At 60.6% G+C, this 12495-nt stretch carries 11 protein-coding genes; 1 reads left to right on the top strand and 10 read right to left on the bottom strand.

Going from position 1 to position 12495, the window contains the following annotated elements; genetic code table 11:
- Positions 1-219 precede the first annotated feature (219 nt).
- Positions 220-789, bottom strand: coding sequence for a recombinase family protein (locus BCL67_RS14445; RefSeq protein WP_106124110.1), 570 nt, complete (start codon positions 787-789; stop codon positions 220-222).
- 361 nt (positions 790-1150) lie between these two features.
- Here BCL67_RS14445 and BCL67_RS14450 point away from each other — a divergent pair, with 361 nt between their 5' ends.
- Positions 1151-2302, top strand: coding sequence for an ATP-binding protein (locus BCL67_RS14450; protein WP_106124111.1), 1152 nt, complete (start codon positions 1151-1153; stop codon positions 2300-2302).
- A 42-nt stretch (positions 2303-2344) separates the two neighbouring features.
- On the opposite strand, the gene BCL67_RS14455 is transcribed toward BCL67_RS14450, so the two are convergent.
- The 9 genes from BCL67_RS14455 to BCL67_RS14495 form a co-directional block, all read right to left on the bottom strand.
- Positions 2345-2965 (bottom strand): recombinase family protein, encoded by a 621-nt coding sequence (locus BCL67_RS14455; RefSeq protein WP_106124112.1) that lies wholly within the window; start codon positions 2963-2965, stop codon positions 2345-2347.
- A gap of 1055 nt (positions 2966-4020) precedes the next feature.
- Positions 4021-4989 carry a glycerate kinase gene (locus BCL67_RS14460; protein ID WP_106124113.1) on the bottom strand — a complete coding sequence of 323 codons (969 nt, stop codon included), beginning with the start codon at positions 4987-4989 and terminating at the stop codon, positions 4021-4023.
- 32 nt (positions 4990-5021) lie between these two features.
- Entirely contained in the window at positions 5022-6014 is a 993-nt protein-coding gene (locus BCL67_RS14465) for a 2-hydroxyacid dehydrogenase (RefSeq protein ID WP_258175112.1), read from the bottom strand.
- Positions 6007-6705, bottom strand: a complete 699-nt coding sequence (locus tag BCL67_RS14470) for an RraA family protein (RefSeq protein ID WP_106124115.1) — start codon at positions 6703-6705, stop codon at positions 6007-6009. The genes BCL67_RS14465 and BCL67_RS14470 overlap by 8 nt, the downstream gene beginning before the upstream one ends.
- A 5-nt stretch (positions 6706-6710) precedes the next feature.
- Entirely contained in the window at positions 6711-7832 is a 1122-nt protein-coding gene (locus BCL67_RS14475) for an Ldh family oxidoreductase (protein WP_106124116.1), read from the bottom strand.
- Positions 7823-8983: an iron-containing alcohol dehydrogenase gene (locus BCL67_RS14480; RefSeq protein ID WP_106124117.1), complete on the bottom strand. Its 1161-nt coding sequence runs from the start codon at positions 8981-8983 to the stop codon at positions 7823-7825. Before BCL67_RS14480 ends, BCL67_RS14475 begins: the two co-directional genes overlap by 10 nt.
- A 57-nt stretch (positions 8984-9040) precedes the next feature.
- Complete coding sequence (locus BCL67_RS14485; RefSeq protein ID WP_106124118.1) at positions 9041-10507, bottom strand: aldehyde dehydrogenase family protein; 1467 nt, start codon at positions 10505-10507, stop codon at positions 9041-9043.
- A 61-nt stretch (positions 10508-10568) separates the two neighbouring features.
- Positions 10569-11843, bottom strand: coding sequence for a TRAP transporter large permease (locus tag BCL67_RS14490; RefSeq protein WP_106124119.1), 1275 nt, complete (start codon positions 11841-11843; stop codon positions 10569-10571).
- Positions 11840-12403 carry a TRAP transporter small permease gene (locus tag BCL67_RS14495; RefSeq protein WP_106124120.1) on the bottom strand — a complete coding sequence of 188 codons (564 nt, stop codon included), beginning with the start codon at positions 12401-12403 and terminating at the stop codon, positions 11840-11842. The genes BCL67_RS14490 and BCL67_RS14495 overlap by 4 nt, the downstream gene beginning before the upstream one ends.
- Between the last annotated feature and the right edge of the window lie 92 nt (positions 12404-12495).

Raw genomic sequence — 12495 nt, forward strand, 5'->3', positions numbered from 1 at the left:
CGGGATTGACCCCTGTGGAGTACGAAGCAATCATGAACACCGGCGTCGCTCTCGCGGCGTGACTTTAACTGTCACCTATTCGTGCGGCAGACCCCATCATTTTGCGACACCGCCGTGCGGTGGCCCGCAAACACAGCCAACTAGGTCCAAAACATCAGGAAGCCAGCCGCAACACAGCCACCCTCTCGACTGGTGCCTGTTGGGGACTCCAGCCAGCGACTATGACCCCTGGTGTCGATAGAAAGTGGCCCTACTCCATCCCACCAACTTCGCCGCCTCACTCGCAGTCCGACCTCGAGCCCGGGCCTCCTGAACCACCCGGAGCTTCTCCGCGATCACCGCAGGGTCCGTCGGTGGGCGGCCGAACCGTGTGCCGCTCTGCTTCGCAGCCGCAATGCCAGCGTTGACTCGCTCAGTGATGAGCTCACGCTCGTACTCCGCCAAGGTGGCCAACATGTTCAACATCAACCGACCCGTCGAGGTCGCAGGATCAATCCCATCACTGATGGACTTCACCGCCACTCCCCTATCCCGGAAAAGATTCACCGTATTCAGTACGTCGATCAACGAACGCCCCAGTCGGTCGACTCGCCAGACCACCACTGTGTCCCCGGACTCTGCATACTCCAGCAACCTCTTCATCCCGGGACGAGAGATCGCGGTCTTAGATCCGGAGGTGACATCAAAGAACACATCTCGACGTTGCACCCCCTCCTTCAGCAGTGCATCGACCTGCAGCTGTGAATCTTGACTTGCCGTGCTGACTCGCGTGTACCCCAAAAGCCTCATACGGCAAGAATGCCCCACAAATGTGTGCGTCGATATCTTCTGAGACACATTACGTCGAGATGACTTATTGAGACACCACAGGTCCCGAATTCCCGCGGAGCTCAAGGTGTGCAGCAGAGAGCCTGCTGAGTGTCCTATAAAACTACGCCTTTCTCATGTGCTCCTTCACACGGCTACTCCTGTCTGCACCTGTGCTTGCCCCCGACTCCGGCTTCGGGTCTGCTGGAAGAACACAGCTGAGACGACCTGCCCTGCATTGATCAGCTGCCCCGAAAGAATCAGTACACGCATGGACGACTCCAGTTATAAAGGATATAAAGGACTCAAAGGTAGACATGCACCCTGACGCTCTGGAGACACAATGGCCCGCAATCCCTTCAAACCCACTGCCGGAGCAACCCCACCGGTGCTGGTCGGTCGTGACTCCGTACTAGAAGATCTGGATGAAGCTCTAGAAGACGGCGCCGGCTCTCCCTACCTGCTGCAGTTCATCACCGGAGCCCGAGGAGTCGGAAAGACCGTCATGCTCACCGAGATGGGGCGCCGTGCTCGGCAGCAGGGCTGGATCGTCATCGACGAGACCGCCACCCCGAAACTGATCCAGCGACTCACCAGCGCGGTGCGACGGCACCGCGAAGAACTCGGCCAACCATCTCGGCGGAAAATCACCGGCGCAGGAATCAGCCTGGGACCCTTCGGTGGCGCAAACCTGGACCTGGAGTCCCCCGACCGAGCGGCACCTGGACTGCGTGAGGAGATCGGCATGCTCTGCGATGCCCTCGATCTCCACGACGGCGAGACCGGGCTGATCATTACCGTCGATGAGATCCACACCATCCCTCAATCAGAGCTCGAGGAACTGACCGCTATTACCCAGCACCTGATCAGGGAAGACCGCCCTGTCGGGCTTCTCATGGCCGGGATCCCCCAGGCTGTCGAGAGGATGATCTCTGATAACGCCCAGCGCCCCAAAGTCAGCACCTTCATGCGTCGAGCCGAACGCACCTCCTTAGAGGAAGTCCCGCTGCACAGCGTCGCAGCAGCTTTCGAGCAGACTCTTACCGAAGCAGGCCGCAGCGTCTCGCCCGAAGTGGCCATGGAGTGCGCGCAGGCAACCGGGGGCTACCCTTTCATGATCCAGCTCGTTGGCTACCACACCTGGCGCATCGGCAAGACTGGTGAAGTCACCAGCTCCCACGTTGCCGCCGGGCGGGACAAAGCTCGAAAGCGACTCGGGGACCTCGTTCACGCCCCCGCCCTGGCCGACCTCTCCCCAGTGGACCGCACCTTCCTGACGCATATGTCTCAAGACAGCGGACCAACTCGCGCCATCGATATGCAGACCCGTATGGGCGAAGGAAGCAACTACATCAGCGTCTACCGGGATCGACTCATTCGGGCCGGCATGATCCAACCCGCCGCCACATATGGTCGCTTCGAGTTCGCCCTTCCGGAACTACGCGAATACCTCCGCGATCACGCGGCCCAACTCATCGCCCAATCCGAGAACTGAGTCCGGTCCCACATATCAGCGCCCGACATGGAGAGGTCAGATCTATTGACCGGAGACGGTCGGGGGTTCGGGTTCAGCGGTTACAGATTCAGCTGGGCGTGGTGGCAGGTGCCGATACAGACTCGTCCTGGTGATTCCAGTCTTAGTGACGATCTCCGCGATCGTGTGCCCGGACTCGCGCAGGTGCTCCGCGTAGGCCAGCTTGTCCGGGTCCACCACCGAAGGCCGGCCCACCCGGCGACCCTTTGCTGTCGCCACTGCCCTCGCGTGCGCCGCGCGCTCCACCGTGTAAGTCCGTTCCATCTGTCCGAACAGGGCCAGCAGCACCACGGCTAGTTGCGCCATCGGATCCTCCGGGTTCGAGGAGTCGACCTTAATCGGATCGGCCAGATTCCGGACCCCCACTCCCCTCTCAGCGAGGTCATGGATCAGGTTCAACGTGTCCCGCACAGTGCGCCCCAGCCGGTCCAGAGTGTGGACCACGATCACATCCCCCTCGCGGGCATACTCCAGCGCAGCAGTGAGTCCGGGCCGGTTGACGGTAGACCCGGACTTCTTGTCCACATAGATCCGCTCAGCTGCGATACCGACCTCGCGCAGCGCATCGATCTGCCGATCGAGGTCTTGCTTCGCTGTCGAGACCCGCGCATATCCCAATTCCATGGACCGAGAGTACCAATAATCAAAACCGTACGGCGTAGGTGAGACGTATTAGTGGGGATAACTTGTGGTACACAGACTCGTCGATGGTTCTGCGGTCGAACGATTGAGGGCGGAGGGTGTCCCACAACCAAGGCACTGGGACGGTCTTCAGGTCCACCGGACTGCGCGACTTACAGATGCCGTGCTGCATCGAGACTCCATAGCCGCACTGTCTTCCTGCCATCGACCAGAGCGACCCCCGCCGGTGAGAGTCAGAAGAACTTAGTAGTCAGACATCGAGGCGCCAGATGGAATCGCCTGAGTGCAAAGGTCTGGCTGAGGTCGACGACGTCGCGGTCGCCAGGGGTTCCTCGAGCCCGACGTCAAAGGCACCTCTGACGGCCTCCTCCGCCACTCTTCTCCGCCCTCGCGCACGCTGGTACTCACCGCGACGGCCACTTCATCATCGATCTCTTCCACTCGGTACTGCAGCCCGTTGCAATCTGGGGTTTCCCATGAGGACGTAGAACCGGAGCGCGGTGTCGTCGATTTCCTCGTAGTCCCCTCACTCCCTATATCGCGATGAAGAGAGTTGATCGGTCGGCTCCTGCACCTGGACCTGCGGTAAGTCCTCCTCCGGGATTCCTTGCACGCTCTCCTGGTAGTTCTCTGCCCAGTCGAAATCGTCGTGGGCCAGGGAGGCCGAGGGATGCGGTTCCGGTTCTTCACTGCCGCAGACTGGGAGCAGAAGCTGCCAGGAATGACCTTGCAAAGCGAATCCCAATCCGTGATCCCACGCGGCCTCGGAATCAACCGTTCAACGTTGTATCGGTCAATACCATGAGAGTTCCCCACTATTGGGGGCCATCCCAGTGCGTGTCGGGAACCGGATGGGGCGCAGTATCCCGATGGTTTCAATTATCTATACCGCCAACCGAAAGTCGTCGTGCTGCTGCCCGGCAGTAGCCTGGAGGCGCTGCCAGCCAAGAATTCAGCAAGTCACCTCATGCCCCGAATGAAGCGCCCGTTTCTGCACTGAACGAACTGTCCCTCTACGTGGAAGAACAAACTGCCCGTCAGACATTAATTTGGTTCGCTATGAATTCTCCTGCTTCTGTCATCATTTCTGCCTCCGAAGCCACGAAGATGCCGGCAAAATTTTCGGCGTACTTGCCCAGTTGTGCATCGATCGATCCGACCACGGCATATACCGGTATGTCGACAGAGCGCGCCAAGATCGCAGAAATCACCTTACCCTCTCCAGTTTGCGAATCGAGTCGGCCTTCTCCAACCACAATGGCGGCTGCATCGGACGCTTTTTTGTCAAAGCTGACCGCGTCGAGCACGAAGTCTGCACCCGAGACCAGCTGCGCGCCGTACCAGGCCCACATACCACCGCTGAAACCTCCGGCCGCCCCGGTGCGAGGTACTCCGCGAGGGTCCCTTGGATACGCGGCAGCCTGGGCGTGCAGACGGGCGGTCAGCGTGCGCACCTGGTCGGAATCGGCGCCCTTCTGCGGGCCGAAAACTACAGCAGCATTTTCAAACGGCGTGGTGACGTCGCTAAGGATGGTGACCTGCGCATCGCGCAGGCCGCCGTGTTCCTCGATGGCAGCGATAGCCCCGGCGCCACCGTCGGTGGTGGCGCTGCCTCCTGCGGCGAGGACGATGTGTCTAGCCCCGTGTTCGACCGCGTGTGTTAGGAGCCGACCGGTTCCGTACGTGTCAGCGGTCAAAGGGTCACGTCCGCGAGGAGCAGGCAAGGTCAGACCGCTGGCGGACGCCAGTTCGATCACTGCGGTCCCGTCGCGGGTCATTGCGTAAATCGCACGCACCGGATCGTGCCACGGGCCAAAGGTATCTACCGAAATTGGGGTGGCATCCATTGTCTGTCGCAAGATCTCATAGGTGCCCTCTCCTCCGTCGGCGACGGGTTGTTCGACCGCTTTTTGGCCGCCAGCCCGCACCCCCTGTGCGATGTGGGCGGCCACTTGCGCGGCAGTGTAGGTGCCCTTGAAGCTGTCAGGAGTGATCAGGATGGTCACGGGAGCAACTCCCTAGCATTATCCAGCAACGGTCAACCCTTCGCTCTTGGGAGGTCGACCGGGGTCAGAGCATCTCGGCCGGAGAGGACCTCAGTAACGTTGCGCACGGCGAGGGATCCCATGGCGTCCCGGGTGGCGGATCCGGCACTACCGATGTGAGGCAGCAGCACCACCTGCTCCATCTCGCGAAGCCGGGCGTTGATCTGCGGTTCATGTTCGTGGACGTCGAGCCCGGCTCCCGCGAGGTGCCCACTATCTAGTGCGTCGGCCAGTGCTTCTTCGTCAACTAGCGGCCCGCGCGCTGTGTTAATTAAGTAGCTGCCTTGCTTCATAGCGGCCAACTGGGCCTGTCCGATCATGTGTCGGTTATCCGGCGTCAGGGGACAGTGGAGGCTGACGACATCGCTGATCTCCAGCAAGTGTTCAAGGTCCGAGGCAGCGACACCGATTTCCACAGCTTCGGACGACGTGGCACGGCTGCCAGTAGCGACAATGCTCATGCCGAAAGCGTGGGCTCGGCGGGCCACCGCCATACCTGTGCGGCCGAGCCCGACGATGCCGAGCGTCGCGCCGGCGCTGACGTCCAAACCAACGAAGCTCTGCGGCCCCCAATTCCACGGTTTCCCGCTGCGCACAAAGCGGTCCGCCTCGACCAGTCGTCTCACCGTCGTAAGAAGGAGGGTGAATGCGAGATCCGCAGTAGCTTCATCGAGCACACCGGGAGTATTGGTAACGACGATCCCGCGCCGCGAGGCAGCTTCAACGTCAATGTTATCGAAACCAACCGCGACATTCGCAATAACCTGCAGTTGCGGTCCCGCCGCGTCTAACACCTCGTCGTCGATCTGGTCGGTGAGCATGACGATGAGTCCGCTTGCGCCACGGCAGCCCTCGATCAATTCCTGCCGGTTCGGAGGAACATCCTTGGTGGGGTGGCTCGTCAAGGTCACGGGAAGCGACGCTCGGGCCTCGTGCATGACCCTCTCGGGTAGGGGACGGGTGAGGAAGACGTGGTTCTCAGGCACTGTGGGACTCATTCTCTGTCGGGACGAGGCTGATTGCGGCGTCGATCCAGGACCGGTCCCATTCCCCCCGGCTGATCGCCTCGCGCTGCTTCGCTTCGCTGGCGACGACCTCCTCTGCCGCCGTTATCACCGACTCGGCCCGATGTCGGGACACGAAGACGACCCCGTCGGCGTCTCCCACGACGAGATCCCCGTCGTGGACGACAGAACCGCCGATGGTGACGGACCCGTGGATGGCCCCGGGGCCACTCTTATAGGGGCCCATGTGGGAAATGCCCTTGGCGAAGACGGGGATGGGGCCTTCTGAAAGGTCGGACCGGTCACGCACAGCGCCGTCCACCACGATGCCAGCCACTCCATGGGACGCGGCGTACAACGTCATCAGTTCGCCTAGAATCGCGTTGGTGACCTCACCGCGCGCGTCGATGACCAGAACGTCACCCGGACGGGCTAGCTCGAGTGCCTGGTGCACGGCAAGGTTGTCGCCTGGCCTCGTACGTACCGTCAGGGCCGTCCCCACCATGGAGTCTCCGCGCAGGGACATGAGGCAGTCACCCACCGGGGCGATGCCCACGGCTCCCTGAACTCGTTCCTGGCTGTCACTGATCAGAGAGGCCTGCAACCGGCGAGCCCGGCGTACCAGTTCGTCGGGAAGCGGCGTTGCTACCGGGTAAAGGTGAACGATGTTCATTGTTCCTACTTCCTGGGGGGTCCGTCGGTCGACAAGATCAGGGGCGTGGATTCGGGTGAGAGGTTCTCGAGCTGCGCGACGACTGCAGGGGGAAGGAGAATGCCTTCCTGCAAATGGCGGCGTGCTGCTCGTTCTTCTAACTCACCGGGAAGAAGGACCTCCCCGTCGGCAGGCCCGCTGTCCTTGATCGCGCTGTATAGCAGCTCCATGCGTTCGGCGAACTGTTTTACGGGAACGAACGCGTCGATGTCGTACAGCGTGAAGAAGGCGCCCACGCCCTGTGGGCGGTCGAGGTCCTCGTACAGGTCTCCGATCTCCGGCCCTGAGTTGGCACCGGAGAACATGGCGGCCATGACCTCGACTACGAGAGCGATGCCGTATCCCTTGGGCCCCCCGAAGGGAAGGACGCTGCCGGCCAGGGCCGCGTCTGCGTCGGTGGTGGGCATGCCATTCGGGTCGACAGCCCAACCTTCCGGGATGGTGTCGCCCGATTGTGCGGCTGAGATAATCTTCCCCCGGGCCACCACGCTCGTGGCCATGTCAAGGACCATCGGTTCGCGGTCTCCTGCCGGAACTGCAAACGTGTACGGGTTGGTGCCAAGGAACCGGTCCCGGCCGCCGAAGGCAGCCATCGTGGCGGGGGCGTTGCCGTACAGGAAGATCGCCGCGTCGAAGGCAGCTGCCTGCCTGGCGAAGTACGCTCCCGAACCGTAGTGGTTGGAGCCGCGGACGGCCACAGACACCGTTCGATGTGCCGGGAGTCGTTGCTGGGCCAGTTCCAAACTGCGTTGCATCACGACTTGACCCATCCCGTTGTCCCCGTCGACTACGAGTGTCCCGCCGGTCTCTCGGACGACTTTAACCTGCGGGTCCTTGTTAACCAGTCCACGGCGGAGGCGGTCTACATAAATGGGGATGCGGCTGACGCCGTGGGAATGGACTCCCCGCAGATTTGCGTCGACCAGGGACATTGCCACGGTAATGGCGTCGGTGTCGGGGAGCCCGGCCGCGGAGAGGATGGCGGCGCAGTATTCCTGGAGTCTGGCAGATGTCACCGGACGGTTCTCGTCGGGTGCGCCCTCCACAACGTTGTCTTCAACTCGTCCGCCTGTCGCTTTCACAGGCACCGCCGCATGATTTCGACCAGGTCGCTCGCCGTGACTGCGCGGGGATTGACTACAATATTTCCCGACTCCATGCTTTCTGCGGCCAACTCCTCCAGGTCAGTCTCCGCCACACCATAGGCGGAAAGACTGTTCGGTGCGCCGATGTCCGACACCAGTTGCGCCACTGCCTCGACTCCGGCGGAGGCGGCTTCACGCCGAGACAGAGATCGGGTATCCGCCCCGAAGATTTGTGCGATCCGGGCGAACTTGTCGAGATTGGCCACCATGTTGAAGCGCATGACCTCGGGCAGAAGTATGGAAATGACGTCCCCGTGAGGGATCTTGGCTTTCGCGCCTAGTGGCATTGCCATGGCGTGCGCAAGGCCCAGACGTGTGGGAGCGAACGCACAGGCAGCCATCGTGGAGGCGATGAGCATGTCGGATCGCGCCTGGATTTCCGCACCGTTGTAGACGGCGGTCCGGAGGGAGCGGGCGATGAGTTCCATCGCCTTCTCCGACAAGGCTTCGGATATTGGCTGGGTCGCTTTGTTCACGTAGGACTCGAGCGCGTGGGCAAGAGCGTCCACGCCGGTGCCCGCGGTTAGGCGCGCGGGGAGACTCAGCAACAGTGAGGGGTCGCACAACGCCACAGTGGCCGTCATGTTCCGTCCGCCGATGCCGTATTTTATGTTCACGGACTTCTCCGAAATCACGGACCAAACGGCGCACTCGCTGCCTGTGCCGGCGGTGGTCGGCACCGCGATGACGGGCAGGCCCGGTTCGCTGGGCACGTTCAAACCTGCGTAGTCCCGGATGTGGCCCTCGTTCTTGGCCATCAGCGCGATGGTTTTGGCGGTGTCCAAAGCACTGCCGCCACCGAGGCCTACCACAAGGTCACGATCCTCGTCCTTGCACAGCTGGGCGCCTGCCATCACTCCCCGGGCCTCAGGCTCGGGTTCCACCTCTGTGAAAACGATCACGTCAAGGTTCGCGGCGGTAAGAATCTCGGTGACGCGCCCCACTACGCCCACGGCCACCAGGCCAGGGTCTGAAACGAGCAGGACCTGTTTGCCGTCGAGGCCGATCACCTGCTCTGCTAGGCTCTCGACAATTTCGACCCCGAACTCGATTCGGGTCTGTAGATCAAATGAAAAGTTCCTGTAGTAGTTCACTGTTGCTCTTCCTTCTTAGTTGAGTTGCAGGGAAGCCTGGATCTCCTGCGTCCGTCGCTACTGGCCGTACACCTGGTAGACAATCTTCAGGTTGGTGAAAAAGTCTTTCGAGGTGTCTCCGATGCCGTAAGCTCCCTGCCCGGACTGGGCAACGCCACCGAACGGCACGTGTCCTTCGCTGGTGGTGCCGTGATTAACGTGGACCATGCCGCTGCGCACTTCCGTGACGAAACGGTGCGCCAGGTCCATGTTGTCGGTGAAGACTGCCGAGGTCAGTCCGTACCTGGTCTCGTTCGCCACGGCGATAGCCTGGTCGAAGTCCGCCACGGGGATCACAGCTAGCACCGGGCCGAAGACCTCCTCGGTAGCGAGCGGGCTGCCGGGCTCCACATCCGTGACGACAGTGGCCGGGTAGTAGTTTCCCTCGCCGAGTTCGGGGTCCTTCAGGGGCTGCCCGCCCAGGAGGACCTTCGCACCGTCATCGATGGCTTGTTCCACGTACCGCTGCACTTGGGTGAACTGGTCCGTGTTAACCAGCGGCCCCATCCGGCTAGCCTCATCCAGTCCGTATCCCACTGTGAATGTCCGCGCCTGGCGGACCAATGCCTCTTCGAGTCGACTGCGCAGGTCCTCTGTGACAATGACCCGGCTGATCGCCGTGCAGCGTTGACCGGCTGCGGTAAAGGCGGCTGTCGCTATCTCTGTCGCTACGCGCTCAACGTCGGTGGCGGATGAGACGACCGCAGCGTTTTTTCCGCCCATCTCAAGTTGGGTTCTGGCGTTTCGTCGCGCCGCCGTTGTAGCGATTCCAAGGCCGACGTCGGTGGAGCCGGTGAAGGTGACCCCTGCGATGTCCGGGCTGTTGACCAACGCGTCGCCAATTTCCCGCCCTGCTCCGATGAGGAGGTTAAAGACGCCAGGCGGCACCCCGATTTCATCGAGCAACTCGGCCATGATGACGGAGGCTCCCGGACTCTGTAGTGCCGGTTTCAGGATCACCGGGCATCCACACACGAGGGCAGGGATGATTTTCCGGATAGGGGTGAGGATCGGGAAATTCCACGGTGTGATGGCCGCGACGGGTCCAATAGGCTGTCTGATTGAGTAGGCGTCCGTATTGCTGCGCACGCTACTGAAGGTCCTGTCCCCGAGTCGGAGTGCCTCGCCCGCCCAGAAGCGCATTTCCATGACGGCCCGGGAACTTTCGCCGAGGGACTCACTGAAGACTTTGCCCATTTCCCGGGTCGCGATCTCGGCCATGTCGCTTTGCCGCGAGGGCCACTTCTCGAGCAGCGCGTAAATGAGCTCCATCCGTTCATTGGCTGTGGTCGCCGCCCACCCTGGAGCAGCACCATGAGCTGCCATGATCGCCCGCTGGACGTCGTCGGACGTTGCCAGACTGTAGCTGGCTACGGTGGTGCCCGAGCGTCCGGGATCGGTCGTGTTATAGAGACTCGCGTTCTCTGCGTCGGCCCATTCTCCGGCGATGTAGCTGCTTGCTGATTTCGTCGTTGTGGTGTTCACAGTTTTGGTTCCTTACTTCTCAGGGGTAGAGGGGTGGCGTACTGCCGAGGACAATGGTCAACTAATCGGTGAGAAGTTCAGCGGGCCACGTAACGAGGTCGGGAAAGACTGCCAGGAGCCCGATCGCTACGAACATAACTGCGTAATATGGCAACGCTGCCTTGACGATTACTTCCATCGGAAGTTTGCTCACATACGATGTGGCGAACAACGCAACGCCCACTGGTGGTGTCACCAGACCTATGGAAAGAGCGGCGACGAGAAACACTACAAAATGGATCGGATCAATGCCTGCCGCTGTGGCGGCAGGCATCAGGATCGGAACGGTCAGTAGGATCGCCGCCACGATATCGACGATGGTGCCAATGAGAACGAGAATCAGCCCAATCAGCAACATCACCACAATGGGATTACTGGTAACCGAGAGCATCCAGCTACTCACCCGGGCCGGCAGCCCATCGATAGTGAAGATATACGTGGCAACATTGGCCGTCATGGCGATGAAGAGAATCGTCCCGGACGTCAGCCCCGCGTCGATAATCATTTTCGGCATTTCCCGCCATTTCATATCGCGGTACACAAAAATTCCCACGAGGAGACTGTAAAAGACGGCAATGGCTGCAGCTTCCGTCGGGGTGAAGGCCCCTCCGAACATACCGACGAGAATTACGACGGGACCACCGAGAGCAGGTATGCTCGCGAGAATTATACCGAGTCCCTTTTTGAAGCGAGTCCGAGTAATTTCCCCGTAGTTGTTGCGGACAGAGACGATGTAGTTAACGATCATCAAAACTACAATCAGCACTGCTGCTGGACCGATCCCCCCGGCCAGTGCTGCCCCCACTGAAACGCCCGCCGTTGACGCCGCAATAATGATCAGGATGCTCGGCGGCATAACGGAAGACAGGGTCGAAGTCGCCATAGTTAGCGCCGCGGCGTACGGCCGCGGATACTTGTGATCGGTCATCGCCTTGATCTCGATCTTGCCGAGGCTGACCACGTCGGCAACCGAGGATCCGGAGATACCTCCGAACACTGCACTCGCAGCAACGTTCACGTGCCCGAGTCCACCGCGATATCGTCCAAACATTACCTGGGCGGCCGAAAATATTCGGTCCGAAATGCCACCGCCTGCCATGATGCTTCCCGCCAAAACGAAAAGCGGGACAGCGACCAACAAGAAACTGTTCATCGAACTTAACATAGTTTGCGCCAGCATGTTAAGCGGGATGTCGAATATCAACATCGTTCCAATTACACTTACACCTAAGGCAACAGCTAGAGGTATACCCATTAGGAATAAGACAATAAAAATCACTAAGAGGGTTAAGCTCATGATGTAATATCCCCGTCCTCGATAGCTCGGCGCATTTCTTTCGAGTAGTAGACGCTCTGTAGGTGCGCGAGAATAGCGAGAACGCAGCTCACCATAAGTACTATCGAAACGATATACATATCAACTCCGAGCGCGGGGGTTGATTCCCCAGAGTTGATCTGCTGAATCATGAGCTCCCACGCCATGACCAGGATTACCAAAAAGAATGCCGTTCCCACAAGGGCGTAAACATGGGCACTAGCGCTCTTCACCCAGGCGGGGCCTCGCGCGACCAACAAGGCAACCCGTGGGTGCGCCGCTGTGCGGAAACCCGCAGCCATTCCCAAGAACATCATGGATTGGAAAACAAGGCGGGTCAGTTCCTCAGTCCATGTGATCGAGACACCGAGGAATCTACTGAAAACTTGGCCCCCAACGCTCAGCAGCATCACCGCCACTCCGAGAAATAGCACCGCGTTGACTGCTTTCCAGGTCCATCCAAGCCGCTCGGCGGGCTCGCCGGGGGGGGGAGACAGCGTGATCTGCGCCCCCCTCGGCGTATCGCCCCACGGTGAGACCATCGTGTGCGTTGTGCTCGGTTTTACCTTCCGACATAATCAAGCGTCGTCTCGTAGAAATCCTCGCCAATCAGGGAGCTGAATTCTGGGTAGAC

The sequence above is a fragment of the Nesterenkonia sandarakina genome, from assembly GCF_003003175.1.
Classification (GTDB): Bacteria; Actinomycetota; Actinomycetes; order Actinomycetales; family Micrococcaceae; genus Nesterenkonia; species Nesterenkonia sandarakina_A.

What these genes read in the sequence shown, in the direction of transcription:
- BCL67_RS14445 (WP_106124110.1), bottom strand. Translation starts at nt 789, where the DNA reads ATGAGGCTTTTGGGGTACACGCGAGTCAGCACGGCAAGTCAAGATTCA.
- BCL67_RS14450 (WP_106124111.1), top strand. Translation starts at nt 1,151, where the DNA reads ATGGCCCGCAATCCCTTCAAACCCACTGCCGGAGCAACCCCACCGGTG.
- BCL67_RS14455 (WP_106124112.1), bottom strand. Translation starts at nt 2,965, where the DNA reads ATGGAATTGGGATATGCGCGGGTCTCGACAGCGAAGCAAGACCTCGAT.
- BCL67_RS14470 (WP_106124115.1), bottom strand. Translation starts at nt 6,705, where the DNA reads ATGAACATCGTTCACCTTTACCCGGTAGCAACGCCGCTTCCCGACGAA.
- BCL67_RS14490 (WP_106124119.1), bottom strand. Translation starts at nt 11,843, where the DNA reads ATGAGCTTAACCCTCTTAGTGATTTTTATTGTCTTATTCCTAATGGGT.
- BCL67_RS14495 (WP_106124120.1), bottom strand. Translation starts at nt 12,403, where the DNA reads ATGGTCTCACCGTGGGGCGATACGCCGAGGGGGGCGCAGATCACGCTG.